The sequence below is a fragment of the Pseudomonas sp. CFBP13509 genome, from assembly GCF_005233485.1.
GTDB lineage: Bacteria > Pseudomonadota > Gammaproteobacteria > Pseudomonadales > Pseudomonadaceae > Aquipseudomonas > Aquipseudomonas marginalis.
This window is the reverse complement of record NZ_QGAA01000010.1, coordinates 248,555-273,520: the sequence shown is the minus strand read 5'-3', so window position 1 is coordinate 273,520 and position 24,966 is coordinate 248,555. Positions and strand designations below refer to the sequence as shown.

The window sequence follows — 24,966 nt, the reverse complement described above, 5'->3', positions numbered from 1 at the left end:
AACGTCCTCAGTATCTATATTCAGGCTTTTCGGCAGGCCCTATGAATACATCTGGGTCCTTGTATCGGTCTTTCAAGCGTGCACCTCGAGATCGGTTGTAGCTGTAATGCTCCAACTCATAGTTGTTAGGATCGCGCATCCAACCTCGTACCTCTTTGGCCTTGGCACCGTGATAGCCGCCTCTCTGATTCCAGTATCTGACAGCATCCGTTCGGTGCGCCATATCGGCATCCTTTATCGGGTACCACTCATTATCTAGCCTATTCTTGAACTGCATATTCTTGCCTTCACCCTTAATACGATCCTCAGTACGCATTCGTGCAATGACCGCTTTCCCCGTTTTACTATTTTTTCCTGGCGTTCTACCGACAGAGTTTAGACGGCATGAAAGTCCCAGAGGGTCAATCCAGCCGTATGGATTAGTTGCGTACAGGTATAGATTAATTCCACCCGCCAACCCAACCGGATCCGGCGTCGTAAACCGCCCCACATCCGGGTCATAAAACCTGAACGTATTGAAGTGCAGCCCCGTCTCCCGATCCAGATACTGCCCCTGAAACCGCAGGTTCTGTTCTGCAGTGCAGTAAGGCTCGCACACCTCCTCCAGCGTGTTGCCCCACACCCGATAAGTCGTGCGCCAGACGTTGTGCCCGTCGGCTTCCGTCAGCTGTTCCGGCAGCCCGTTCAGATCGTTGTGGTAGTAGCGCACGCGCTGGTATTCGCCCGTCCCATCGACTCGGGCCAACGGCGCATAGCCGTCGTCTTCATAGAGGTAAAGGCTCGTCTGACCATGCCGATGCTCCTGCAACAGGCGCAGGCCATCCCAGTCGAAGCGGGTTTCGCTCAGCGGGTAACCGTGGTTGTCGTGTTCGGTTTTACCGATGCGTCGGCCGAGCGGGTCGTAGGTCATTTTCACGAGCGTTTCTCGCCCGTTTTTCTGGCTGCGCACTTCGATCAGGCGGTGTTCGGCGTCGTAGGCAAAATGTTGCACGCCACGCACGGCGCTACGTTTTTCGATCATTCGACCGAAGCCGTCATAGCGGTAACGTTTGTCCTGGTAGGTCAGCAGTTTGTTGTGCCTGACCAGACCGCCCGGCCCTTGCGGACCCTCCAGCAAGTTGGCGGCGGCATCGTAGGCGAAGGTTTCTCGCTGACCTTGAGTGGTGTCCTGGGTTGCCATAATCCGACCGGTTGCGTCGTAGTGCAGCAGTTCGCGTTGTTCGTCTTCGTGGCGGCCGATCAGGTTGTCGGCCGGGTCGTATTCGAAGGTTTTTTGTTGGGTGGGCGGCAGTTGCCAGGGCTGGCCTGTTGGGCTGCGTTTACGCGAGCGCAATCGGCCGCAACGGTCGTATTCGCTGCGGGTGGTGATCAGCCCTTGGGTGCGCAGCACTTCGCGGTGCAGGCGGTCGCGTTCGAAGTCGCTGATGACCTGGCCGTCAAGGTTGATCTGATGCAGGTGGCCGCTGCCGTAGTACAGGCGATTGAGCCAGCGGCCGTCGGGGAGTTGCGTCTGGGTCAGGTTGCCGAGTTCGTCGTAATGGTGGCTCAGGTTGCCGGCTGAACTCTGTTCGCTAAGCAGTTGACCCAAGGCGTCATAGGCAACCCCCAACGTTTGCGTGTTGCCTTGCAGATCGGTGAACGTGACGCCGGTGAGTCGGTCCAGCGGGTCGTAGGCGTATTCGGTGCGACCATCGTCAGTCTCTTTCGCCAGCAGACGGCCGACGGCGTCGCGCTCCAGGCGATGGACGATAGAAGGCGCATCATTCGACGGCACATATTCGACGGCAGCCAGGTTATCCAGCGCATCGTAGGCATAACGTCGGCCACTACCATCGAGGTCTTGCTGCTGCGCAAGGCGGTCACCCTGGTCCCAGGCGAAGCGGTAGCGCTCGCCGTTTTCATTGGTCAGGGTTTGCAGGCGGCCGTAGGCGTCGTGGCGGAATTCGATCTGTCGGCCGTGGGCATCGACGCGCTGGCGAACCTGCCCGCGGCGGTCGTATTGGTAGCGGGTGATATGGCCGGCAGCATCGGTGTAGGCGATTAACTGGCCGCTGGTGTCGCGCAGATAACGTTCGATATGCCCGTAGGGTCTTTCGGTTTGCAGCAATCGTCCTCGGTTGTCGTGTTGATAGCGCAGCCGTTCGCCCGCCGCGTCGATCACGACGTACAAGTGGCCCCGACGGTCGTACTCGAAGCGTGTGGGATACCCCGAACAATCCACATGCTCGGTCAGCTGCCCGACCTCATTCCAACGCAGGCGGTTGTGTTTTCCGGTGGCGTCGGTGATTTCGACTACCTGGCCAAACGCATCATGGCGGTAGCGCGTGACCTGCCCCAGTGGATCGGTTTGGCTGATGCAGTTGCCACGCGGGTCGTATTGATACTGCCAGGCTTGGCCGGCGGCATCGGTCTCCACCAATGGCAGCGACCAATGCTCCAGCCACACTGTGGATTCGGCGCGCCCCAACGGATCTTGCGTCTCGCACAGGTTGCCGGAGGCGTCGTAACCGAACCTCCACTGACCGCCCTGGGGATCGGTGGCACCAAGCAACTGACGCTCGTCATTCCATTCAAATTGCCATGTTTGGTCGAGGCTGTCGGTATACGCGGTGATCTGGTACTGCGGATTCCAATGGCGGGTGCTGACCCGGTGCAAGCCATCGGTAATCCGCGTGGTTCCGGCTTGCAGGTCATAGTCGAATTGGTAGTCGTCGCCCTCGTCGGTCCAGTGTCGGACCACGCGCCATTCCGCGCCCTCCACACACGCCCATTGGTAAAAACAACGTAGCCCGGTGGGCCGTTGGTGCTCGACCATGCGCTGGCCGTTGTCGTAGGCGAAACGGCGCTGTACATGCCCGGCAGCGTCGCGAACTTCAGCCAGGTTGCCATCAGCGTCATAGCCATAGCTGGCAAGGATTTCGCGGCTGTGATCAGGGAACAGGCGTTCAATCTGCTCGACCCGACCGGACCATTGCTGGCTGTAACCCAGTTCGATTCGCACATCGTTGAAGGGATCGCGTAACTGGCTCAGGCGGTCTTGGGCGTCATAGTCGAGGAGGATACGGTTGTCATTGCGATCCCCCAACTGGCTCAGACGCAGGTGCGAGGGGTTACCCGGTGCGGGTTCAAACAGCCGATAGCGCCCATCGACGCTTTCAATCAGCAGTTGCCCGTCGGTATGGCGCCGTACGCTCAAACCTTCGCCCACGCTGAACACCGCGCCGCCCAGTGGAATCATGCCCATGTCGATCTGGCGAGCCTGCTCATCGGTGTAGATCAGTCGTTCACCACCTTCGGGATGCACGCCAATGTCGACGCGGGCTTCATAAACCACGCTCCAACTGGCGCCGAACAGACCGTCACGACGTTCATTTCGACTGCAGTAATAGCGCTGCCACTCGATCGGCAGCAGTCCTGGCAAAGCAAAGTCCAGGTCGTCTTCACCGTCGAGGATCTTCGCGCCCGTGGCGCTGTGCACCGGGTTGGGCGAACCCGCGACCGCAGCGGTCACCGCATGACTTACCTGGCTGCTGCCCCACGACACCAGCCCGCCCACCGCCATGCACGGCAACTTGCTGAAGAACTTCGCACCCCCGCCGCGCAACGTCAGCAACGTCGTCACCGCCAGCCCCACACCCGGCGTCTTGCCGCTGCGGATCTCACGCACCACCACCGGCGCACCACCGATGATCACATTCGGCGAAATCAGCCCCTCGACCGCCCCGACCTTGGCCTCGCAGGTGCTCCGATCCCCACTGCGCACCGCTGGCTGACCATTTATAAAGACCCGGCTGGAGCCTTCCGCCAGGTATTGCTCCGGCATCGGCGGATGTTTATTGCAGTCGACTTTATCGGCAGGACAAGGCACAGCGCCTGCCACCGGGGCGGCCACCGTAGGGCGCCATAGTTGAGAGAAAAAGCCTTCAGCGATATCCAGATAAGACGGCTCACCCCCTGGCGCCGCAATGCCCCCCGAGAGTTTGCCGGCCGCCCGCGCAGCAGGTTTTCCATTGATAAAAACGTTGGGCGAACCGCTGCTGATGAAGGCGTCGATGATGGGTGGGAACAGCGCATTGGCAAAGTACTCACATAATCGTGAGAGGCCTTTATCCGCGCCGGTCTGGCTCATGCCGACGCCGACCACCACACCGACGACGGCGCCCAGTACCACGCAGCCGAGGCCGCCCGTTGCCACGGTGAAGCCCGCTGCGGCAACAACAGCGGCTGTCGCCAAGGCCGTCACGGCCACGTTGGCGGCAATCTCCAGGACGCCGCCCAGCACATCCGCGAGCATTGAACTGTGCAAAAGCGCATCGCCCTCGCGGGCGGCCCACAGCGTGTCGGTCATGCGTAACGATCCGTGTCTGAAAAGATCAGGATCAAATCACGCGATTGTGTCCTTGCTCAGGTGAAACTTTCCGAGTGAATTGTAGGACGGATCCCAAAGACCAGTTAAGCGCCGGCCAGCGCGAGGCTGGCCGGAGATGGATCAGCGGCTGGCGAAGTACATGGTCACTTCGAAGCCGATACGCAGGTCGGTGAAGGCGGGTTTGGTCCACATGGGCAGAGTCCTCTTGTTGTGCCGGAAGATTCCGGTAAAGGCATTAATGCATGGGGGGATTGGGGGTGCGAATGCTACTTTCGAAGTAAATGCCGCACTGCATTAGTCGCGAATGTACAGGGAGCAAAATGTGGGAGGGGCGGTGCGACGATTCGACTTGCTCCCGATAGCGGCATGTCAGTGCCATAAATGCTGGCTGACACACCGCCATCGGGAGCAAGCCCCCTCCCACACTTGATTGCATTTCAAGTTGGAATCAGAAGAAACCCAATGGATTGATGTCGTAGCTCACCAGCAAATTCTTGGTCTGCTGGTAGTGATCGAGCATCATCTTGTGGTTCTCACGCCCCACGCCCGACTTCTTGTAGCCGCCAAACGCCGCATGCGCCGGGTACAGGTGATAACAGTTGGTCCACACGCGGCCGGCCTTGATCGCCCGGCCCATGCGGTAGGCGCGGTTGATGTCGCGGGTCCACAGCCCGGCGCCGAGGCCGAATTCGCTGTCGTTGGCAATCGCCAGGGCTTCGGCTTCGTCCTTGAAGGTGGTGATACCCACCACCGGGCCGAAGATTTCTTCCTGGAACACACGCATCTTGTTGTGGCCCTTGAGCAGGGTCGGCTGGATGTAGTAACCGCTGGACAGGTCGCCCTCCAGGCGCTCGGCCGCGCCGCCGGTGAGCAGCTCGGCGCCCTCTTCCTGGGCGATCTTGAGGTAGGAGAGGATCTTGTCGTATTGCTGTTCGGACGCCTGGGCGCCGACCATGGTCTCGGTGTCCAGCGGGTTGCCGCGCTTGATCTTGACGATCTTCTTCATCACCACTTTCATGAAGTCGTCGTAGATCGACTCCTGCACCAGCGCCCGCGACGGGCAGGTGCACACTTCGCCCTGGTTGAAGAACGCCAGCACCAGGCCTTCGGCGGCTTTTTCGATGAACTGCGGCTCAGCCTGCATGATGTCTTCGAAGAAGATGTTCGGCGACTTGCCGCCCAGTTCCACGGTGGAGGGAATGAGGTTCTCGGCGGCCGCATGCATGATGTGCGCACCGATGGGGGTCGAGCCGGTGAACGCGATCTTGGCAATGCGCTTGCTGGTGGCCAGCGCCTCCCCGGCTTCGCGGCCAAAGCCCTGGACGATATTCAGCACGCCCGGTGGCAGCAGGTCATTGATCAACTCGGCAAACACCATGATCGACAGCGGCGTCTGCTCGGCCGGCTTGAGCACGATGCAGTTACCGGCGGCCAGGGCCGGGGCGAGTTTCCAGGCGGCCATCAGCAGCGGGAAGTTCCACGGAATGATCTGCCCGACCACGCCCAATGGCTCATGGAAGTGATAGGCCGCGGTGTGTTCGTTGATCTCGGCGGCGCCGCCTTCCTGGGCGCGGATGCAGCCGGCGAAGTAGCGGAAGTGGTCGGCGGCCAGGGGCACGTCGGCGTTGAGGGTTTCACGCACGGCCTTGCCGTTGTCCCAGCTTTCGGTCACGGCCAGCACTTCGAGGTGCTGCTCGATACGGTCGGCGATTTTCAGCAGCACCAGGGAGCGATCCTGGGGCGAAGTCTTGCCCCAGGCGTCGGCGGCGGCATGGGCAGCGTCAAGGGCCTTGTCGATATCGGCGGCGTTGGAGCGCGGGAATTCGGCGATCACTTCACCGGTCACCGGCGAGGTGTTGGTGAAGTACTCACCACTGAGCGGGGCGACGAACTCGCCGCCGATGTAATTGCCGTAGCGCTGCTTGAAGCTGACGATGGCGCCAGGGGTGCCAGGTTGTGCGTAGATCATGTTAAAGCCTCTGTCTGGGTCCGGGCCTGTCGGTCAACAGGCGATGACCCGATAGTAAAGAGCCCCCGCTGGCGGGCGAATGCGCCGTTGGCAGGGGGGCACTTGTCATTTGGTCGTAGATTCAGTGCTTGGCGACCAGGTCTTTGGGCAGCTTGAAGGTCCAGAGCATGCCGCCCTGGTTGAAGTCCTTGATGCGCTTGGCCACTTCACCGCCCCACAACGGCACGGCGCCGCCCCAGCCGGAGAGCACCGAGACGTACTGTTCGCCGTCCATTTCCCAGGTCACAGGCGAGCCGAGCACGCCGGAGCCGGTCTGGAATTCCCAGACCTTCTCGCCGGTCTTGGCGTTGAACGCCTGCAGGAAGCCTTCCGGCGTGCCGGTGAACACCAGGTTGCCCTTGGTGGTCAGCACCCCGCCCCACAGCGGCGCGAAGTTCTTGTGGCGCCAGACTTCCTTGCCGGTCTTCGGGTCGATGGCGCGCAGTACGCCGATGTAGTCTTCGTTCAGCGGCTTGATGGTGAAGCCGGCGCCAAGGAACGCCGCGCCCTTCTTGTAGGCGATGCCTTCGTTCCAGATGTCCATGCCCCACTCGTTGGACGGCACATAGAACAGCCCGGTGTCGCGGTTATAGGCCATCGGCATCCAGTTCTTCGCACCGAGGAACGCCGGCGCGACAAACACCGAGGTGCCCTTGGTTTCGCTGCCCGGCGCGCCTGGGCGGCTGGCTTCGTTGTAGATCGGTCGACCGTCCTTATCCAGGCCGCTGGCCCAGGTGATCTTGTCGACAAACGGGAAGCCACGGATGAACTTGCCGTTGGTGCGGTCGAGTACATAGAAGAAGCCGTTGCGGTCAGCGGTGGCTGCCGCTTTGATTTCCTTGCCGCCTTCGGTGTAGTTGAAGGAGATCAGCTCGTTGACGCCGTCATAGTCCCAGCCGTCGTGGGGCGTGCTCTGGAAGTGCCACTTGATGGTGCCGTCGTCCGGGTTCAGCGCCAGGCGCGAGGACGAGTAGAGGTTGTCGCCGGGGCGCAGGTGCGAGTTCCACGGCGCCGGGTTGCCGGTGCCGAACAGCAGCAGGTTGGTTTCCGGGTCGTAGTAGCCGCCCAGCCACGGTGCGGCGCCGCCGGTTTTCCACAGGTCGCCCGGCCAGGTCTTGCCCGCCTCGCCACCGGAGATGCCGTTTTCCACGGCTTTGCCGTCCTTGTAGACATAACCCATATGACCTTCGACCGTCGGGCGGCTCCACAGCAGCTCGCCGTTTTTCGGGTCATAGGCCTGGATCTTGCCGACCACGCCGAATTCGCCACCGGCCACGCCGGTGATCAGCTTGCCGTTGACCACCAGGGGCGCGGCGCTGATCGAGTAGCCTTCCTTGTGGTCGGCGACCTGCTTGCTCCACACCACTTTGCCGGTGTCTTTGTTCAGCGCCACCAGCTTGGCGTCGAGGGTGCCGAAGAACACCAGGTCGCCGTACAACGCCACGCCACGGTTGATCACATCACAGCACGGGCGGATGTCATCGGGCAGACGCGCATCGTACTGCCAGAGCTTCTTGCCGGTACGCGCATCCACCGCGAACACCCGCGAGTAGGAACCGGTGAGGTACATCACCCCATCCTTGATCATCGGCTGCGCCTGTTGCCCACGCTGCTTCTCGCCGCCAAAGGAAAACGCCCAGACCGGGCGCAGGTCCTTGACGTTGTCGACGTTCAGGGTATCGAGGGGGCTGTAGCGCTGGCCCTGCACGCCGAGGCCGTTGGTGACGATCTGCCCGGGGTTTTTAGGGTCCTGGAGGATGTCCTCATCGGTGACCGAGGCCATGGCCTGGCCAGACAACAGGATGGCACCGAGCAACACACTCAAGGCGAAGGGTTGGCGACGTGCGGGTTGGGTCATGACGGCTACCTCTGCGGTTTTTTGTTATACCCGGGAAATTTTCCCGGTCTGGTGCAGATTCTTGGGCGCAGGGGCCGTTGTCACAATTGACCGCAGTATCGAGTTTGCTAGTTCCTTAGTAGCGGGTCAGCGCGCCGAATCCACGCGTTGCATCTGTTCGCGCTCGTAACGCGGGTACAGGTGGCTGACGCTGCGGATCAGTTCATAGCGGCTCAGGCTGATCGCCGCGAAGCGTGCGGGGATGGGGCTGCGGATCATCTCGGCCATGTCGCTGCCCTGGGCCGCGCCGTCACGCAGCAGTTGGTCAAGCCAGGTCAGGTAGTCGCGCATCTGCGTAAAGGGTTGCGCGTCGCTGGCCACCGGGCCATGGCCGGGCACGATCAGGGTCCAGGGCAAGGCTTGCAGGGTGCCGAGGTCAGCCAGCCACACCGCCAGCCCCGGGCTGTTGGGGGTGGTGAGGGCGCGCTGGTAAAACACCAGGTCGCCGGCAAACAGCACGCCGGTGCTCTGGTCGAAGATCGCCAGGTCGGCGCCGGTGTGACCGCTGAGCGCAAGCAGGCGCAAGTCGTGGCGGCCGACGCTCAGCACACCGGGTTCCAGCACCTGGGTGGGCAACACCACCTCGGTGCCGCGCATCCAGTCGCCAACCATGCGATAGAGGTTTTCCGCCATGCCGTCGCCCTGCTCGTGCAGCAGCCGCGTGGTCTCGGCCAGGGCGCCGATGGGCATGTCCTTGAAGGCCTGGTTGCCGAGCGCATGGTCGGGGTGATGATGGGTAATCAGCACCTGGATCACCGGTTTGGGGGTGACACGGGCGATGGCCTCGCGCATGGCTTCGCCGTAGCGCCGCGACGGTCCGGTGTCGATCACCACCACACCGGCCTCGGTGACGATGAAGGCGGTGTTGACGATATTGCCGCCATTGGCCTTGGCAAAATTGTCGGTGCTGCCTTCGAGCAGCCAGGTGTCGTCGGCGATCAGCCGGGGCTTGAGGGCGTAGTCGAGGTCCGCCAGGGCGGGCAGGCTCAGGCCCAGGCATAACAATAGAATCCAGCGCATGCCGCGCTCCTTCTGGTCAGGGGATGGCCGCGTCGAACTCATTGCCGCTGTTGTCGCGCAACACCAGGCGGGTGGGCCCCGGCGCGTCGATGTCGAAGGCCAGGTTGGGGTTTTCGCTGACCGCCGGGAACAACTCAAGGTCAGCCAGCACCTGGCCGTCCTGGCCGCGCAGTTGTGCATGGTTGATAAAAAACTCGGGGATGCCGCTGACCATGCCGTTGTCCATCGGGTGCGCCACCTGTACACGCACCCGGCTGAACTCGCCACGCGGGTACCGGCCGCCGAGCACTTCGCCGATGTGCTCTTCCCAGCCCGGCTGGGTGCGTACCACGCTGGGCGCAGTGCAGCCGCCACCGGCCGCGTCGATCAGGGTCGAGCCCACGTGCCACAGGCCGTCATCGGTGAGCACCGCCGCCCGCAACGGCGTGGCCTGCTCGATACGAATCCGCAGCGACAGCCACGGCAGCACCCCGGCCTTGGGCTGGAAGTCGACGATTTTCGGCAACGGGTTGAGCTCAGCCCAGGCGAGGATCTTCACCACATGGCCACTGAAGGCCCGTGCATCGATTTCCAGGGGCACCTGACGCGCATCTTCGGCAAACGGCGGCGCAAGCAGCTTGACTCGGTCGTCGAACACGAACGGCGCCAGCGCCAGGAACTGCTTGTGATAGAAGTCCCACATCACCGACGGCACCGGATCGACCTCCACGGCGTGCGCCGCCAGCGGCAGCCAGCAGGCCAGGATGCAGCTCAATCGCCAGTTCATCGCCTGCTCCTATTGATACATCTCGGGCACTTCGTACTGCAGGCCGTAACGGGCATAGATGGCTTGCACCGCGCCGTCGCGGATCAGGCCTTCCAGCGCCTCTTCCACCGCGTAGGCCAACTGGCGATTGCTCTCGTGCACCGCCATGCCGATCTCCCAGCGTTGCTTGCCCATGTTCGGGTAGGCGTTTTCGGCCAGGGCCAGTTGCGGGTCATGGGCCTCGTGCACCTGCCAATCGACTTCGCCGCGCATCGCCATCACCGCATCGACCTCACCGGCTTTCATCGCCGCAAAGGCCTGGGGTACGTCGGGGTAGTGATGGGTCTTGGCGGCGAGCATGCCGTTGAACACCGAGGTGAGGTAGAACGACGGCACGCTGTCGACTTCGACGCCAATCGGGTGCTGCTCGAACACCGCCACGCTGGCAACCGTGTCCAGGCGCCGACGGTCATAAGCCACCTGCCATTGTTCGTTCTGGTACGGCCCGAACATCACCACATGGCCGTTTTCCAGTTCGCCCTGGTCGTTGCGCTTTTGTGCGTAATCGCGGTCGTAGGGCGCGCGCATCATCAGGTCGGCCAGTTGCTGGTTGTGCAACGGGCTGCCGCGCCAGATGTAGTCGCGCAGGTCGTCGTCGAGCTTCTCGCCGGCCGGCGCCCAGATCAACGTGAGCCGTACCCCCAGCGCCGTGGCCAGGGCCTGGGCCAGTTCCACGTCGACCCCGCGCGCGGTGGCGCCGTCTTCGAAACTGTAGGGGGCAAAGTCCTTGTACACCGCCACGTTGATTTCGCCGGCGGCGATCATCTGGTCATAGCTGCGCACCTGCGCCTGTGCCGGCTGGCAACACAGCAGGGCCAGGCCAAGCACATAAGCGAACAGGCGCATGGCTTACTCCTCGACGTGCACGCTGTCCAGGTAGGTGCGCACGGCCCACAAGGCTTCCTGGCTCAGATAGTCGGCCATTTTCGGCATGTACACGCGACCGTCACGCACCGCGCCATGGCGCACGCGCTCGACGAACCACTCATCACCGGCTTCGCCCACATCGAGCATGCGCAGGTCGGGGGCGATGCCGCCGGACTTGGCTTCCAGGCCGTGGCAGGCGGCGCAGTTCTGGTTATAGGCGGACGAGCCGATTTCCACGGCGCGGTCGTGTTCAGGCGAGGTGCGGTACGGGTTGACCGCCGCCCAGCCGTCTTCGTTGACCGGTACGCCGGCGTCCTTGATCGAGGTCAGGCCCTTGGTTTCCACCGCTTGCGGGACCACGTTGCCATGGGCCCAGGCGGAGCCCCCGGCGATCACACCGACCAACAGCCCGGCGACGAGCAAGGCATTGTGTTTTGTTGTCATTATTTTTGCCCTCAGGATTGCACGCAAAACCTCATTGCAGAGGCTATGGCAACCATCTTAGAAACCCCGGGGCATAGGCCGTATGCTGCTTTGGTGGCCGCCCTCTCCTCCCTTGGTAGTAGGGCTTGTGGGGCACGCCTAAAACAGCGGCGCCTCGGGAAGTCTTCCCGGCCACGGCGGGAGTTTTTCCGTATCCGCCCGGCGCCCCGGCGTTCCACCCTGTGCAGGCCAAAACCTCCACTGGGAACTGCAACCATGACAATAAGATCGCTACCCGCCCGCTCACCTTTAAGTCTTGCCGTGCAAGCCTTCGTGCTGGTGGGCAGCCTGTCCCTCAGTGCCGTAACGTTCGCGGCCGCCGAACCCGCCAAGCCGACGCACAACGTCACCTGGGAAGACATCGCCAACGACCACCTGACCACCCAGGACGTGCTGCAATACGGCATGGGCACCAACGCCCAGCGCTGGAGCCCGCTGGCCCAGGTCAACGACAAGAACGTGTTCAAGCTCACCCCGGCCTGGTCCTATTCCTTTGGCGATGAGAAGCAACGCGGCCAGGAATCCCAGGCCATCGTCAGCGACGGCGTGGTCTACGTCACCGGCTCCTATTCCCGCGTGTTCGCCCTCGACGCCAAGACCGGCAAGCGCCTGTGGACCTACAACCACCGCCTGCCCGACAACATTCGCCCATGCTGCGACGTGGTCAACCGTGGTGCGGCGATCTTCGGCGACAAGATCTACTTCGGCACCCTCGACGCGCGCCTGATCGCCCTCGACAAGCACACCGGCAAAGTGGTGTGGAACAAGAAGTTCGGCGACCACGCCGCCGGCTACACCATGACCGGCGCCCCGGTGCTGATCAAAGACAAGGTCAGCGGCAAGGTGCTGCTGATCCACGGCAGCTCCGGCGATGAGTTCGGCGTGGTCGGCCAGCTGTTTGCCCGCGACCCGGACACCGGTGAAGAAGTGTGGATGCGCCCGTTCGTGGAAGGCCATATGGGCCGCCTCAACGGCAAGGACAGCACCACCACCGGCGACGTCAAGGCGCCTTCGTGGCCGGATGACCCGACCACCGCAACCGGCAAGGTCGAGGCCTGGAGCCACGGCGGCGGCGCCCCTTGGCAGAGCGCAAGCTTCGATGCCGAGACCAACACGATCATCGTCGGCGCCGGCAACCCCGGCCCGTGGAACACCTGGGCGCGCACCGCCAAGGACGGCAACCCCCACGACTTCGACAGCCTCTACACCTCGGGTCAGGTCGGCGTCGACCCGAGCACCGGCGAAGTGAAGTGGTTCTACCAGCACACCCCGAACGACGCCTGGGACTTCTCCGGCAACAACGAGCTGGTGCTGTTCGACTACAAGGACAAGGACGGCAAAGTGGTCAAGGCCACCGGTCACGCCGACCGCAACGGCTTTTTCTATGTGGTAGACCGCAACAAAGGCAAGCTGCAGAACGCCTTCCCGTTTGTCGACAACATCACCTGGGCCAGCCATATCGACCTGAAGACCGGACGTCCGGTGGAGAACGAAGGCCAGCGCCCGGCCAAGCCATTGCCGGGTGAAACCAAAGGCAAACCGGTGGAAGTCTCGCCGCCGTTCCTGGGTGGCAAGAACTGGAACCCCATGGCCTACAGCCAGGACACCGGCCTGTTCTACATTCCGGGCAACCAGTGGAAAGAGGAATACTGGACCGAAGAGGTCAACTACAAGAAGGGCTCGGCGTACCTGGGCATGGGTTTTCGCATCAAGCGCATGTATGACGACCACGTCGGCACCCTGCGGGCAATGAACCCGACCACCGGCAAGGTGGTGTGGGAGCACAAGGAAGCCTTGCCGCTGTGGGCCGGCGTGTTGGCGACCAAGGGCAACCTGGTGTTTACCGGTACAGGCGACGGTTTCTTCAAGGCCTTCGACGCGAAAACCGGCAAGGAGCTGTGGAAGTTCCAGACCGGCAGCGGCATCGTCTCGCCGCCGATCACCTGGGAGCAGGATGGCGAGCAGTATGTCGGCGTCACCGTCGGCTACGGCGGCGCGGTGCCATTGTGGGGCGGCGACATGGCGGAGCTGACCAAGCCAGTGGCACAAGGCGGGTCGTTCTGGGTGTTCAAGATCCCGAGCTGGGATCAAAAGACCGCGCAAAAATAACCCCCGCGAGAATGCCGGGCCGCCTTTTGTAGCAGGCGGCTTCTTCCCTTGTGGTGAGCGGGCTTGCCCCGCGCTCGGCTGCGCAGCAGTCGTAGAACCTGAGCGCACGGTGGTGCTGGAGGAATGCCGGGGCCGCTTCGCAGCCCAGCGCGGGGCAAGCCCGCTCACCACAGCAAGCCCACTCACCACAGCAAGCCCCTCACCACAACAAGCCCGCTTACCACAGGATCCCCAGAGGTCGCACGATGAACTACCTGCCCTTGTTACTCCTGCTCTGCCTGCCCGTGGCCCACGCCGAGGATGGCGACGATGCGCCGCTGATCATCAACGGCTGCACCATCGCCGAACACAGCCAATGCCCTGGCGCCAACCTCAAGGGCGCCAACCTGCGCAACCAGGACTTGAGCAAGATGAACCTGGCCGGCGCCGACCTGCGCGAGGCGGATCTGCGCCATGCCAACCTCGACCTGGCCAACCTGGAAAAAGCCCGACTGCAAGGCGCCAACCTGACCCGCGCCAGCCTGCAACAGGCCAACCTGCGCCTGGCCGACTTCAGCGGCGCCACGTTGATGGCGATCCAGGGTTGGGGCCTGTTCGCCCAGGGTGCGCAGTTCGAAAACGCCAACCTCAGCGCGGCCTACCTGCAATTTGCGCGGCTGTCGGGGGCGAAAATGCACAAGGCCAACCTGCGTGCGGCCGACCTGGAAATGACCTGGCTGAGCAAGGCCGACCTGCAAGGTGCCGACCTCAGCGATGCCAATCTGCAGGAAGCCAAGTTCGGCGAGAGCAACCTGGAACAGGCCACCCTCACCGGCAGCCGCCAGCACTATGCGAACTTCCAGGATGCCAATATGGAAGGCTGCATCGACTGCCCCACCACCTGGGATCGCTAGCCCCCCCGCGCATACGCTGTTATCCAACCACCCGCACCACCCCCATGTCGATCCCCAGGTGCACCAGCTCGGCATGGGAACTCACCTGCAATTTGCTCTTGAGCAAGGTCAGGTGATTGGACACGGTCTTGCTGCTGATATTCAACTGGTCGGCAATCGCTCGGGTCGGCGTGCCCCTGGCCAGCATCAGGAAGATTTCCAGCTCGCGCGGGGTCATGCCCTGCAAACGTTGATCACCGGGCGTATAGGCCAGTTCGGTGGCCAGGGCCTGTTCGATATAGGCGTGGCCGTCGAGGATGCGCCGCACCGCTTCGATCAACACCTCGGGTGCCGAGGTTTTGGTCAGGTAGCCCGAGGCGCCCGCCTCCAGGGCCTGGCGCACCAGGGGCAACTCGTCGTGCATGCTGAAAAACAGCACGCGCAGGTGCGGCAGGCGCTGGCGCAGGCGCCGGGTGGTTTCCAGGCCGCTGATGCCCGGCAGGCCGAAGTCCATGATCACCAGGTGCGGCAGCGCTTCCTGGACCCGGCTCAACGCCTCTTCGCCACTGGCCGCCTCGCGCACTTCAACAGCCGGCAGCAGCGCACGCAACAGGCTGGCATAGCCCTGGCGTACCACGGCGTGGTCATCCACCAACAGAATATTCATGAGGCCTCCAACGGCATGTTCAACGCCAACGCCCAGCCGGCGCCGGGGTGGCTGATGATCTTCAATTCGCCGCCCAGGCAGCGGGCGCGTTCGGCCATCGAATACAGGCCCACGCCGGGCCGCTGGGGCGTGTCTGCACCGCGACCGTTATCGCGCACCCACAGGCGCAGGCGCGAACCGCGATGTTGCAGGCGCACGTGCACCTGGCTGGCGTCGGCATGCCGCAGGATGTTGGTCAGGGCTTCCTGGAGCAGGCGGTACAGATGGGTCTTGCTGGCGCCGGGCAACAGCGGCAGGTCGGTGCTGACCTGCAGGTGGCAGGGAATGCCGTGGCTGGCCTGCCACTGGGTGACCAGCAGCGCAAACGCCTCGGCCATCGGCAGGTGTTGCAGGGCCACCGGATAAAGGTCGTGGACCAGTGCCCGGAAGCCTTGCTGCAAGTGCTCGCAGTGATCCTCAAGTTGCGCCACCGTGGGCGCCAGCAGGTGTGGCTGGTCGGTGGCCAGGCGCAACAGGCAGGCCTGGGCGCGAATGCCGGCCAGGTATTGGCCGAGGTCATCGTGCAGGGTCTGGGCCAGGTGGGTGCGTTCCTGCTCCTGCACCGCCAGCAGGGTTTGGGTAAGCCGGGTGTTATCGGTGCGCGCCTGCTCCAGGGCGTCGGTCATGCGGTTGAAGTGCAGCGCCAGTTGGCGTGCTTCCGGCGCGCCTTGGCTGCGCAGGCGCACATTGAGCTGGCCGGCGCACACCTGTTGCAGCGCGCGCAGCAATTCATCCAGCACGCCCATGCCCCGGCGCACCGCCCAGCGGATGGTCAACAGGCTCAGGGCCAGGGCCAGGGCGCACAGGCCCAGCAGTTGTTGCAGGGAGTCCCAGACCTCGTCGATTTCATCCCGCGGGTCGACAGCGATGGACACGCGCCGGCCGTCCGGCAAGTCCAACACCTGGGCACTGCGCCGCGCCTCGGCAAACAATAGCTGCCCGAGCCAGGCGTCCAGCCCGTCCGCGTCCGGCGCTTGCACGGTGTCGCCGCTCGCCAGCCAGTGCACGCGGACATGGCGCAAACTCGCGGTGAGGTGGGGTTGCAGGCTGGCCGGGTCGCGCGCGGCGGTTTCGCTCAGGTAGTGCACCACCGCTTCGGCCGATTGCAGCTCGCGCTCCACGTCGGCCAGGGCCTGGTGCAGCAACAGCGCGGTGCAGGCGCAGGTCACCAGGATGAAGAAGCCGCACACCCATAGGTTGATGCGCCACAAGGCCGACAAGACGCGCATGCTGGTGTCACTCCTGTGGATAGAGCCCGTGGTGCTCCATGCTAAAACCCCACGGCGCGCCCGGGGCTACTACCTTGGTACTGCCCCAGCGCTACTTTCTGCATATTTGCAGCGACGTTCAGGGTTCCTATGCTGGCGCTACCTGTCATGGAGTGCCTTATGCGCCAGCTCGCCCCCTACGCCGTGATCTGCCTGCTGGCGATCGCCTGGGCCGCCACCGGCCAGACCGCTGAAGCGCCCTTGCAGGTGCAGATCGGCTACCTGGGTTATCGGCCCGATCCGGGCCCGCTGCTGTCGAATGTGATTCCCGAGCCCGCCGATGCCGGGCAGCGCGGCGCTGAACTGGCGATCATCGACAGCAACAGCACTGGCGCCTTTCTCAACCAGCGCTACAGCCTGACGACCGCCACGGTGGACACCCCGGACGCCCTGCTCGCCGCCGCCCAGGCCCAGCATGCCCAGGGCCTGCGCCTGTTCGTGATAAACGCACCCGCCGCCAGCCTGCGCCAACTCAGCGCAGCCCTGCCCGACAGCCTGCTGTTCAATGCCGGCAGCCCGGATGACCGACTGCGCAGCAGCGACTGCCTGGGCAACGTGCTGCATACCCTGCCCAGCCGCGCGATGCTCGCCGATGCCCTGGCGCAGTTCCTGGTAGTGCGCAAATGGCAGAAAGCGCTGCTGATCGTCGGCCCCACCGAGGATGACCAGGCCTACGCCGCCGCCCTGCGTCGCGCCGCCAAACGCTTCGGCGTGCAGCTGGTGGCGGAAAAGGCCTGGCGCTTCGATAACGACCAACGCCGCAGCGCCCAGGCGGATATGCCGCTGTTCACCCAGACCGCCGAATACGACGTGGTGCTGGTGGCCGACGAGCGCGGCGACTTCGGCGAGTACGTGCCCTACCAGACCTGGTACCCGCGCCCCGTCGCCGGCACCCAGGGCCTGACGCCCACCGGCTGGCACAAAACCGTCGAGACCTACGGCGCCGCCCAATTGCAGAAACGCTTCGAGGCCCTGGCGGGGCGCTGGATGAACGACCGCGACTTCGCCGCCTGGATGGCCGTGCGCAGCGTCGCCAGTGCAGTGAGCAAGTTGCGCCAGGTCGAGCCCATGGCGATCCGCCAAGTGGAAATCAGCGAGCAACTGCCCCTGGACGGGTTCAAGGGCCGCAAGCTCAGTTACCGCCCCTGGAACGGCCAACTGCGCCAGCCGATTCCCATCGTGCAGCCCCGCGCGCTGGTCAGCACCTCGCCCCAGGACGGCTTCCTGCACCCCACCAACGAAATGGACAGCCTGGGCTATGACAAACCCGAGGTGACCTGCCGCTTCCCTTGATCGCCTACCCACAATAATAAGGAATCCGCCATGCGCCGCACCCTGCTCCCATGCGCCCTGCTGCTTGCCGCCGGGCACGCCGTGGCCAGTACCGCCTGGGTCTCCAACGAGAAAGACAACAGCCTGAGCCTGATCGACATGCAGACCCTGCAAGTCACCGACACCCTCAAGGTCGGCCAGCGCCCACGGGGCCTGCTGCTGTCCCATGACAACAAGCTGCTGTACATCTGCGCCAGCGACTCGGACCGCGTCCAGGTGATGGACGTGGCCACGCGCAGGATCATCAAGGAACTGCCCTCCGGCAAAGACCCCGAGCAGTTCGCCCTGCACCCCAATAACCGCTGGCTGTACGTGTCCAACGAAGACGATGCGCTGGTCACCGTGATCGACACCGAGACCGCCAAGGTGCTCGGCCAGATCAACGTCGGCGTCGAACCCGAAGGCATGGCCGTGAGCCCGGATGGCAAGTGGGCGGTGAACACCAGCGAAACCACCAACATGCTGCACTGGATCGACACCAGCACCCAGACCCTGGCCGACAGCACCCTGGTGGACCAGCGCCCGCGCTTCGTCGAGTTCAACCACGATGGCTCGCAACTGTGGGCCTCGGCGGAAATCGGCGGCACCGTGACCATCCTCGACGTGGCCAGCCGCGCGATCCTCAAGACCTTGACCTTCAAGATCAAGGGCGTGCACCCGGACAAAGTCCAGCCGGTCGGCATCAAGCTCAGCGCCGACGGCAAGTACGGCTTTGTCGCCCTCGGCCCGGCCAACCATGTGGCCGTGATCGACGCCAAGACCTTCGAGGTCATCGACTACCTGTTGGTGGGCCGCCGCGTGTGGCAGATGGCATTTACCCCGGACGAGAAACAGTTGCTGGCCACCAACGGCGTAAGCGGTGATGTGTCGGTGATCGATGTGGACAGTCTCAAGGTGATCAAGTCGGTGAAGGTCGGGCGTTATCCGTGGGGCGTGGTGGTCACGCCATGAACGCCCTGGAGGTGCGCGACCTGAGCTTCGCCTACGGCGCACGGCAGGCCTTGTGCGAGATGAGTTTCAGCCTGGCGCCAGGGCGTTTTGCGGCGCTGCTGGGGCCCAATGGCGCCGGCAAATCCACCTTGATCGCCCTGCTCACGCGGCTGTATGACCTGCAAAGCGGCGACATTCGCGTGGGCGGTCATTCCCTGCGTGAGGCGCCGCGTGCGGCCCTTACGCAACTGGGTGTGGTGTTCCAGCAAAGCACCCTGGACCTGGATTTAAGCGTGGAACAGAACCTGCGCTACCACGCCGCGCTGCATGGTTTATCGCGGCGCCAGACCGACCTGCGCGTCGCCGCCGAACTGGCCCGCCAGGCCCTCACCGAACGGCGCCGCGAAAAAGTCCGCGAACTGAACGGCGGGCATCGCCGCCGCGTGGAAATCGCCCGGGCGTTGCTGCATGAGCCGCGCCTGCTGCTGTTGGATGAGGCCAGCGTCGGCCTCGACCCGGCCAGCCGCCTGGCGCTGAACCAGCACGTGCGCAGCCTGTGCATCGAACAGGGCATCAGCGTGCTGTGGACCACCCACCTGCTCGACGAAGTACAGGCCGACGATGGGTTGATGATCCTGCATCAGGGCCGCCTGGTGGCCAGTGGGCAAGTCGCTGCCTTGATCGCGCAGCAAGGCGGCGATCTGGGCAGCGTGTTCGCGCACTTGACTCGCCCCACCACGACGGGAGCGGCGGCATGAACGCTTACTGGCAATGCCTGCGCGGCATCGTCCTGCGCGAGTGGCTGCGCTTTGTGTTGCAGCGCACGCGGTTTCTCAGTGCGCTGGTGCGCCCATTGCTGTGGCTGCTGGTGTTCGCCGCCGGGTTCCGCGCCGCGTTGGGCATCTCGGTAATCGAACCCTACGACACCTACATCCCCTACGAGGTGTACATCGTCCCGGGGCTGGCCTGCATGATCCTGCTGTTCAACGGCATGCAAGGCTCGCTGTCGATGGTCTACGACCGCGAGATGGGCAGCATGCGCGTGCTGCTGACCAGCCCGCTGCCGCGCACATTCTTGCTGTGCAGCAAGTTGTTGGCCACCGCGCTGATTTCGCTGTTGCAGGTGTATGGGTTCCTGGCGATCGCCTGGGTGTACGGCGTGCAACCGCCGGCCATGGGGCTGGTCGTCGCCCTGCCGGCGTTGCTGCTGGTGGCCTTGATGTTGAGTGCCCTGGGCCTGCTGCTGTCGAATGCGATTCGCCAGCTGGAGAACTTTGCCGGGGTGATGAACTTCGTGATCTTCCCGCTGTTTTTCCTGTCATCGGCGCTGTACCCGCTGTGGAAGATGCGCGACTCCAGTGAATGGCTGTACTGGCTGTGCGCGATCAACCCGTTTACCCACGCCGTGGAGCTGGTGCGCTTTGCCCTGTACGAACGCTTCGCCGGCCTGGCCCTGGCGGTGTGCCTGGGCTTGACCGTGCTGTTCGCGGTGTTGGCGGTGCTGACCTTCAATCCCCAGCATGCGGCGTTGCGCAAAAAGGGCTGAAGGCGGCAAAACTACTACTTTGGTACTGGTTTTCCTGTCTATCGTCGCATTCCCAAGGGCTCGGGACTCACGTGTAATGCGCGCATAACGATAAGGATTGCCCTGCCATGCTGTACGCTCGACTGCCTCTGTTGGCACTGCTGTGCCTGTTCGTCGCCCACGTCCAGGCCGACACCCCGCTGTTTTCCGCCGACGGCTACCGCATCAGCCTGTACCGCAGCCCCACGCCCGACCACCTGCCAGGCGCCACGATTGTCGACACCGCGGCCCTGCAAACCCTGCTCAATCAAAGCCCGGCGCCAGTGCTGATCGATGTGTACCGCCGCCAGTGGCTGCAAGGCCGCTTCATCGAAGACCAGCCCCACGCCAACCTGCCCGGCAGCCACTGGCTGGCCAATACCGGCGACGGCGACCTGACGCCGGAGTGGCAAAGCTATTTCGTGCGCCACTTGTATGCCTACAGCGGCGGCGACCTCAAGCGACCGTTGGTCTTCTATTGCCGCTCCGATTGCTGGCTGAGTTGGAACGCGGTAAAACGTGCCGCCAACCTCGGCTATACCTCTGTGTACTGGTATCGCGACGGCCTGGATGCCTGGGAAGCGGCGAAGCTGCCGGTGACGGTCGCCCAACCCGAGCCATTTCAAACCTCACAATAAGAAAGGTGAACGGCCATGTACAAAATCCTGATTGCCGACGATCACCCACTGTTTCGCGAAGCGATCCATAACGTCATCAGCGACGGCTTCCCCGGCAGCGAAGTGATGGAAACCGCCGACCTCGACAGCGCCCTGGCGTTGACCCAGGAACACGACGACCTCGACCTGATCCTGCTCGACCTGAACATGCCTGGCATGCACGGCCTCAATGGCCTGATCAACCTGCGCAACGAGGCGCCGACCATTCCGGTGGTGATCGTCTCGGCCGAGCAGGACAAGCAGGTCGTGCTGCAAGCCATCACTTACGGCGCCGTGGGCTTTATCACCAAGTCCTCGCCCCGCCTGCAAATGACCGAGGCGATCCAGCAGATTCTCAACGGCAACGTGTACCTGCCGCCGGACATCATCCGCACCCAGAAGCCCGGCACCCACCGGCGCCTCAACGAAACCCCCGGCTTCGCCCCCGAACTGCTGCAAGCCCTCACGCGCAAGCAGTTGCTGGTGCTGGAGCGCATGACCAAGGGCGAGTCGAACAAGCAGATCGCCTACACCCTGGAGATTGCCGAGACCACGGTGAAGGCCCATGTGTCGGCGATCCTGCGCAAATTGAATGTGCATAACCGGGTGCAGGCGATCCTCAGTGCCGGGGATATCGATTTCGGCTCGTACCTGCGCCGCTGACCCGTCTGACACAACACAAATCAAAGGTGGGAGGGGGCTTGCTCCCGATGGCGGTGCATCATTCAATTAGATGTCGACTGACACTCTGCTATCGAGGGCAAGCCCCCTCCCACATTGGTTCTCCGTTTGTCAGGGCCGGCCGAGCAGGTGGCTCATGGCAGTCTTGAGCTTCATCGGACGTACCTGCGCCGCCAATCTTCCAGGCAAAACACTGCTCAAATGTGGGAGGGGGCAAGCCCCCTCCCACATTTTGATCTCCACTTGTGGGTATTTCGCCGTTCATTTGCCGAGCAGGTGGCTCATGGCGGTCTTGAGTTTCATCGGGCGTACCGGCTTGTGCATCAGCGTGTGCCCCAACTCGCGAATTTGCAGCTTGAGTTCATTGCTGTAGTTGGCGGTGATCATCAGCGCCGGTATCGCGCGGCCGCGGCGCCCATTGATGCGGGCGACGGCGTCGACGCCGTTCTGGTCGTCGTCGAGGTGGTAGTCGGCGATCAGCAAATCGGCTTCGGCATGGTAGTTGTCCACCTGCCGCGCCAGGTCCTGCTCCGACAACGCGGTGATCACCTGGCAGCCCCAGCCTTCCAGTAAGGTGCGCATGCCCGCGCAGATCGCCGCGTCGTTATCCAGCACCCACACCCGCGCGCCTTGCAGGCGTTCGAGCATCGGCTCGCTCATGGCCAGCATTGGCAGCGACTTGGGCGCGGTGGCGCTCAACGGCACCTCCACCGAGAACATCGAGCCCTTGCCCGGCCAGGATCTGACGCTGACGCGATGCCCCAGGATCCCGGCGATCTTTTCCACGATCGCCAGCCCCAGGCCCAACCCCCGGTCCTGGTCGGGCCGCTGCACATCGCCGCGCTTGAATTCCTGGAAAATTTCCTCCAACCGCTCCTCGGCGATGCCCATGCCGCTGTCCCACACCTGGATCGACAAACGCTGATGCTGGCGGCGACAGCCCAGCACCACACGCCCCTTGTAGGTGTAGCGAATCGCATTGCTCAGCAGGTTGCGCAGAATCCGCGCCAGCAACTGAATATCGCTGCGCACCAGTGCCGAACAGCCGACAAAATGCAATTCCAGGCCCTCGCTGCGGGCCAATTCGGTGTACTCGGCGGCCAGGTTGTCGAGCAACTCACTCAGGGCAAACGGCGCGATGTCGGCCTTGATCACCCCGGCATCCAGCTTGGAGATATCCACCAGGGTACCCAGCAGGTTTTCCACGTCTTCCAGGGAGTTGCTCACGTTGCGCACCAACGTTTCGCTGGGCCGCTCCAGCAGTGCGCTGGTAAACAGGCGCGCCGCGTTCAGCGGCTGCAACAGGTCATGGCTGACGGCGGCGAGGAATTTGGTTTTCGACAGGTTGGCCTGTTCCGCCTCCAGTTTGGCTTCACGCAGGCGCGCCTCCATGCGCCGGCGCTCGTCGATCTCCTGCAATAACTGGTCGTTAAGCGCGGTGAGTTCCGAGGTGCGCTGGGCCACGCGCTGCTCCAGGTGCTGATAGGCCTGGTGCAGGGCTTCGGCGGTACGGCGGCGTTCGGTGATGTCGCGGATCAGCACGAAGATCCCCACCACTTCGCCGCTGGCCAGCATATTCGGCACATAGGAGCGCAGCATGTAGCGCTCCTGGTTATTGATGTTGGTCTCGGCGAACTCGAAGGTCACGCTCTCCCCGGCCAGGGCGCGGGCGACGTAGGCGTCCAGGCGCTGGCAATGCTGCTCGCTGTGAACCTCGCGCAGGCTCTGGCCGAGCATCATGCCGCGCGGCCAGCAATACCATTCTTCATAGACTTTGTTGGTGAACTCATAGACCAGGTCAGCATTCAGGTAGCCGATCAGGGCCGGGACGTTATCGGTGATCAGGCGAATCCAGCGTTCGCTTTCCTGGGCCTTTTGCGCCGCCGCCTGTTCGCCGCGCAGGGTTTCGGCGCGCAGCCGGGCGTTGATCAGCAAGTGGTTGCTGGCCTTGAGTTCGGCCATCGCCTGGTTCAGCGCGTCGGTGCGTTCGCGGACTTGCTCGGCCAGCACCACCGAATGCTGGAAGGTGGTGTAAGGGTTATTGCCCTGGGCCATGCCGGACTCGATGCGCTCGATCAGCGCCGCGTTGATCCGTGCCAGCTTGTGGTTGTCCTGTTGCAGCTGGGCAACCTGGGCGAGCAGTTCAGCGCCGGCCTCGGGCAATGGCGACCCCGGTGAAGGTCTGGTTGATATGCATGCCATTGAACTGTTCTCCGTAGGTGTTGAAACCCATCACCCGTTGGTCGCGCAGGAAACCGCCGATCTGTTCCAGATTGCCTGAGTCTTCCAACTCCAGGCGGCGCAGGAAGCAGTCGCAGCCGATGGTCAACAGCAGGTCGCCAAGGCGCGCTTGCAGGCCGTCGAACAGGGTTTGCAGGTTGGGCAGGATCGGTCCGGGCTTCATCACGGTGAGGACGATGCCGTTTTCCACCGCGCAGTAGAAACTCAGGCTGAGGTCGTCGTGCACTTGCTGGATCGCGCGCACGTAGTACTGGTCGTGGATGCGCACCGCCAACGGGTGCGCCGCGAAGACGCGGTGGTCGAGGTCGGCCACGGCCACGCCGATATGCCGCGCGTACTCTTCGGCGGCGGGTTCGGCGTTAAGCTCGAAGACCCGGCGTGACGGACTGTCGGCGCCGGTCACCACCAGCTTTTCACTGCGCGGCAGGATGTGGTGGGTGGTGAACACCTCGAAATCCAGCCAGGTATTGACCAGCACCACCACCGCCGCGCCGCTGTGGAAGGCGCCGTTGAAGTACACGTGGGTGTGGGTGAGGAAGTTGTCGTCGCCGGCCGAACCGCCGAAATGCGGAATGTCGCCGAGCGCCGCGCTGAGGGCGGCGAGCACCACTTCTTCGCGGCTGGACAGGCCATCGAGCAGGGTCAGGGCGAAGGTGTTGCCCTTGATCGGTGCCAGGGTATTGCTGCGGCAACCGCCGACCAGACGTTCGACCATCTGCTGGGCGTCGATCAGGCTGAAGTGTTCCACCTGGTCGATCAGCTCCGTGGCGATGGAAAAGTGCGCGTGGTTGAAGCCCATCGCCGTAATGCAATTGCGGCCATAGCCTTGGGGCGTGATCTCGCCGGCGCTGGTGCAGCCCACCACGCGCACATTGCCCAGGCACTCTTGCAACGCTTGGCCCAGGGCCTGCAAATCGTAGGACGCCGAGCAGAAAAACAGCACGAAGCCCAGGTATGGATGCAACAGTTGCTGCGCCAACTCCTCGGCGGCCTGCCCGGCATCGCTCGCCTGGGACATCGCGCTGACTACGCCTTCGCTGTTATGCATCGTTGCCTCCCCCTCTGAGGCATGAGTGTACGAAGGGCGGAGGGTGGGACCTATGCTACTTGGGTACTGGGTGGGGGGATGCGATGGGATGAATCGCTTAAAAACAAGGG

At 63.4% G+C, this 24,966-nt stretch carries 20 protein-coding genes; 8 read left to right on the top strand and 12 right to left on the bottom strand.

What is annotated here, in order from left to right; all coding sequences use genetic code 11:
• Window positions 1-7: 7 nt before the first annotated feature.
• The 8 genes from PspCFBP13509_RS18740 to pedF all read right to left on the bottom strand — a co-directional run bounded on the left by PspCFBP13509_RS18740 (window position 8) and on the right by pedF (window position 11,410).
• A complete protein-coding gene (locus PspCFBP13509_RS18740; protein ID WP_137212483.1) occupies window positions 8-4,348 on the bottom strand; it encodes an RHS repeat-associated core domain-containing protein in 4,341 nt (1,446 codons plus the stop codon).
• Between the two features lie 141 nt (window positions 4,349-4,489).
• Window positions 4,490-4,561 (bottom strand): pyrroloquinoline quinone precursor peptide PqqA, encoded by a 72-nt coding sequence (gene pqqA, locus PspCFBP13509_RS18735; protein WP_010209364.1) that lies wholly within the window; start codon window positions 4,559-4,561, stop codon window positions 4,490-4,492.
• A gap of 256 nt (window positions 4,562-4,817) precedes the next feature.
• Window positions 4,818-6,338 (bottom strand): acetaldehyde dehydrogenase ExaC, encoded by a 1,521-nt coding sequence (gene exaC, locus PspCFBP13509_RS18730; protein ID WP_010209363.1) that lies wholly within the window; start codon window positions 6,336-6,338, stop codon window positions 4,818-4,820.
• A 121-nt stretch (window positions 6,339-6,459) separates the two neighbouring features.
• Window positions 6,460-8,235, bottom strand: coding sequence for a PQQ-dependent methanol/ethanol family dehydrogenase (locus PspCFBP13509_RS18725; RefSeq protein ID WP_137212482.1), 1,776 nt, complete (start codon window positions 8,233-8,235; stop codon window positions 6,460-6,462).
• Between the two features lie 126 nt (window positions 8,236-8,361).
• On the bottom strand, window positions 8,362-9,294 hold the full coding sequence (locus PspCFBP13509_RS18720) for a quinoprotein relay system zinc metallohydrolase 1 (RefSeq protein WP_065948411.1): 933 nt from the start codon (window positions 9,292-9,294) through the stop codon (window positions 8,362-8,364).
• Window positions 9,295-9,310: 16 nt separating this feature from the next.
• Window positions 9,311-10,060 (bottom strand): quinoprotein dehydrogenase-associated SoxYZ-like carrier, encoded by a 750-nt coding sequence (locus PspCFBP13509_RS18715; protein WP_065926991.1) that lies wholly within the window; start codon window positions 10,058-10,060, stop codon window positions 9,311-9,313.
• A gap of 9 nt (window positions 10,061-10,069) precedes the next feature.
• Window positions 10,070-10,945: a substrate-binding periplasmic protein gene (locus PspCFBP13509_RS18710; protein ID WP_065926990.1), complete on the bottom strand. Its 876-nt coding sequence runs from the start codon at window positions 10,943-10,945 to the stop codon at window positions 10,070-10,072.
• 3 nt (window positions 10,946-10,948) lie between these two features.
• Window positions 10,949-11,410 carry a cytochrome c-550 PedF gene (gene pedF, locus PspCFBP13509_RS18705; RefSeq protein WP_027606205.1) on the bottom strand — a complete coding sequence of 154 codons (462 nt, stop codon included), beginning with the start codon at window positions 11,408-11,410 and terminating at the stop codon, window positions 10,949-10,951.
• Window positions 11,411-11,665: 255 nt separating this feature from the next.
• Here pedF and exaA point away from each other — a divergent pair, with 255 nt between their 5' ends.
• Window positions 11,666-13,558, top strand: a complete 1,893-nt coding sequence (gene exaA, locus PspCFBP13509_RS18700; protein WP_137212481.1) for a quinoprotein ethanol dehydrogenase — start codon at window positions 11,666-11,668, stop codon at window positions 13,556-13,558.
• Window positions 13,559-13,803: 245 nt separating this feature from the next.
• The gene (locus tag PspCFBP13509_RS18695; RefSeq protein WP_092490235.1) at window positions 13,804-14,451 is read left to right on the top strand and encodes a pentapeptide repeat-containing protein; all 648 of its coding nucleotides are present in this window, start codon (window positions 13,804-13,806) and stop codon (window positions 14,449-14,451) included.
• Between the two features lie 19 nt (window positions 14,452-14,470).
• Here PspCFBP13509_RS18695 and PspCFBP13509_RS18690 read toward each other — a convergent pair whose 3' ends face one another.
• Entirely contained in the window at window positions 14,471-15,097 is a 627-nt protein-coding gene (locus tag PspCFBP13509_RS18690; protein ID WP_065948415.1) for a response regulator transcription factor, read from the bottom strand.
• Window positions 15,094-16,356, bottom strand: a complete 1,263-nt coding sequence (locus PspCFBP13509_RS18685) for a HAMP domain-containing sensor histidine kinase (protein ID WP_137212497.1) — start codon at window positions 16,354-16,356, stop codon at window positions 15,094-15,096. Before PspCFBP13509_RS18685 ends, PspCFBP13509_RS18690 begins: the two co-directional genes overlap by 4 nt.
• Window positions 16,357-16,524: 168 nt before the next feature.
• Between PspCFBP13509_RS18685 and PspCFBP13509_RS18680 the strand changes: the two genes are divergently transcribed.
• The 6 genes from PspCFBP13509_RS18680 (at window position 16,525) to PspCFBP13509_RS18655 (ending at window position 21,549) form a co-directional block, all read left to right on the top strand.
• A complete protein-coding gene (locus tag PspCFBP13509_RS18680; protein WP_137212480.1) occupies window positions 16,525-17,697 on the top strand; it encodes an ABC transporter substrate-binding protein in 1,173 nt (390 codons plus the stop codon).
• 30 nt (window positions 17,698-17,727) lie between these two features.
• Window positions 17,728-18,687 (top strand): YVTN family beta-propeller repeat protein, encoded by a 960-nt coding sequence (locus tag PspCFBP13509_RS18675; protein ID WP_137212479.1) that lies wholly within the window; start codon window positions 17,728-17,730, stop codon window positions 18,685-18,687.
• Window positions 18,684-19,424 (top strand): ABC transporter ATP-binding protein, encoded by a 741-nt coding sequence (locus PspCFBP13509_RS18670; protein WP_065948417.1) that lies wholly within the window; start codon window positions 18,684-18,686, stop codon window positions 19,422-19,424. Before PspCFBP13509_RS18675 ends, PspCFBP13509_RS18670 begins: the two co-directional genes overlap by 4 nt.
• Window positions 19,421-20,212 carry an ABC transporter permease gene (locus PspCFBP13509_RS18665; protein ID WP_065926984.1) on the top strand — a complete coding sequence of 264 codons (792 nt, stop codon included), beginning with the start codon at window positions 19,421-19,423 and terminating at the stop codon, window positions 20,210-20,212. The genes PspCFBP13509_RS18670 and PspCFBP13509_RS18665 overlap by 4 nt, the downstream gene beginning before the upstream one ends.
• Window positions 20,213-20,319: 107 nt before the next feature.
• A complete protein-coding gene (locus PspCFBP13509_RS18660; RefSeq protein ID WP_065948418.1) occupies window positions 20,320-20,868 on the top strand; it encodes a PQQ-dependent catabolism-associated CXXCW motif protein in 549 nt (182 codons plus the stop codon).
• Window positions 20,869-20,883: 15 nt separating this feature from the next.
• Window positions 20,884-21,549: a response regulator transcription factor gene (locus tag PspCFBP13509_RS18655; RefSeq protein ID WP_137212478.1), complete on the top strand. Its 666-nt coding sequence runs from the start codon at window positions 20,884-20,886 to the stop codon at window positions 21,547-21,549.
• A 279-nt stretch (window positions 21,550-21,828) separates the two neighbouring features.
• Here the strand turns inward: PspCFBP13509_RS18655 and PspCFBP13509_RS18650 are convergent, their stop codons facing one another.
• Together PspCFBP13509_RS18650 and nosP are read right to left on the bottom strand one after the other, a co-directional pair.
• The gene (locus PspCFBP13509_RS18650) at window positions 21,829-23,769 is read right to left on the bottom strand and encodes a PAS domain-containing hybrid sensor histidine kinase/response regulator (RefSeq protein WP_242001081.1); all 1,941 of its coding nucleotides are present in this window, start codon (window positions 23,767-23,769) and stop codon (window positions 21,829-21,831) included.
• Window positions 23,711-24,856: a nitric oxide-sensing protein NosP gene (gene nosP, locus PspCFBP13509_RS18645; RefSeq protein WP_065948420.1), complete on the bottom strand. Its 1,146-nt coding sequence runs from the start codon at window positions 24,854-24,856 to the stop codon at window positions 23,711-23,713. The genes PspCFBP13509_RS18650 and nosP overlap by 59 nt, the downstream gene beginning before the upstream one ends.
• Window positions 24,857-24,966 lie beyond the last annotated feature (110 nt).

Excerpts from the sequence above, each read along its gene's own strand:
- PspCFBP13509_RS18740 (WP_137212483.1), bottom strand. The coding sequence starts at position 4,348 with ATGACCGACACGCTGTGGGCCGCCCGCGAGGGCGATGCGCTTTTGCAC.
- exaC (WP_010209363.1), bottom strand. The coding sequence starts at position 6,338 with ATGATCTACGCACAACCTGGCACCCCTGGCGCCATCGTCAGCTTCAAG.
- PspCFBP13509_RS18725 (WP_137212482.1), bottom strand. The coding sequence starts at position 8,235 with ATGACCCAACCCGCACGTCGCCAACCCTTCGCCTTGAGTGTGTTGCTC.
- PspCFBP13509_RS18720 (WP_065948411.1), bottom strand. The coding sequence starts at position 9,294 with ATGCGCTGGATTCTATTGTTATGCCTGGGCCTGAGCCTGCCCGCCCTG.
- PspCFBP13509_RS18715 (WP_065926991.1), bottom strand. The coding sequence starts at position 10,060 with ATGAACTGGCGATTGAGCTGCATCCTGGCCTGCTGGCTGCCGCTGGCG.
- PspCFBP13509_RS18710 (WP_065926990.1), bottom strand. The coding sequence starts at position 10,945 with ATGCGCCTGTTCGCTTATGTGCTTGGCCTGGCCCTGCTGTGTTGCCAG.
- pedF (WP_027606205.1), bottom strand. The coding sequence starts at position 11,410 with ATGACAACAAAACACAATGCCTTGCTCGTCGCCGGGCTGTTGGTCGGT.
- exaA (WP_137212481.1), top strand. The coding sequence starts at position 11,666 with ATGACAATAAGATCGCTACCCGCCCGCTCACCTTTAAGTCTTGCCGTG.
- PspCFBP13509_RS18695 (WP_092490235.1), top strand. The coding sequence starts at position 13,804 with ATGAACTACCTGCCCTTGTTACTCCTGCTCTGCCTGCCCGTGGCCCAC.
- PspCFBP13509_RS18690 (WP_065948415.1), bottom strand. The coding sequence starts at position 15,097 with ATGAATATTCTGTTGGTGGATGACCACGCCGTGGTACGCCAGGGCTAT.
- PspCFBP13509_RS18680 (WP_137212480.1), top strand. The coding sequence starts at position 16,525 with ATGCGCCAGCTCGCCCCCTACGCCGTGATCTGCCTGCTGGCGATCGCC.
- PspCFBP13509_RS18675 (WP_137212479.1), top strand. The coding sequence starts at position 17,728 with ATGCGCCGCACCCTGCTCCCATGCGCCCTGCTGCTTGCCGCCGGGCAC.
- PspCFBP13509_RS18670 (WP_065948417.1), top strand. The coding sequence starts at position 18,684 with ATGAACGCCCTGGAGGTGCGCGACCTGAGCTTCGCCTACGGCGCACGG.
- PspCFBP13509_RS18665 (WP_065926984.1), top strand. The coding sequence starts at position 19,421 with ATGAACGCTTACTGGCAATGCCTGCGCGGCATCGTCCTGCGCGAGTGG.
- PspCFBP13509_RS18660 (WP_065948418.1), top strand. The coding sequence starts at position 20,320 with ATGCTGTACGCTCGACTGCCTCTGTTGGCACTGCTGTGCCTGTTCGTC.
- PspCFBP13509_RS18655 (WP_137212478.1), top strand. The coding sequence starts at position 20,884 with ATGTACAAAATCCTGATTGCCGACGATCACCCACTGTTTCGCGAAGCG.
- PspCFBP13509_RS18650 (WP_242001081.1), bottom strand. The coding sequence starts at position 23,769 with ATGGCATGCATATCAACCAGACCTTCACCGGGGTCGCCATTGCCCGAG.
- nosP (WP_065948420.1), bottom strand. The coding sequence starts at position 24,856 with ATGCATAACAGCGAAGGCGTAGTCAGCGCGATGTCCCAGGCGAGCGAT.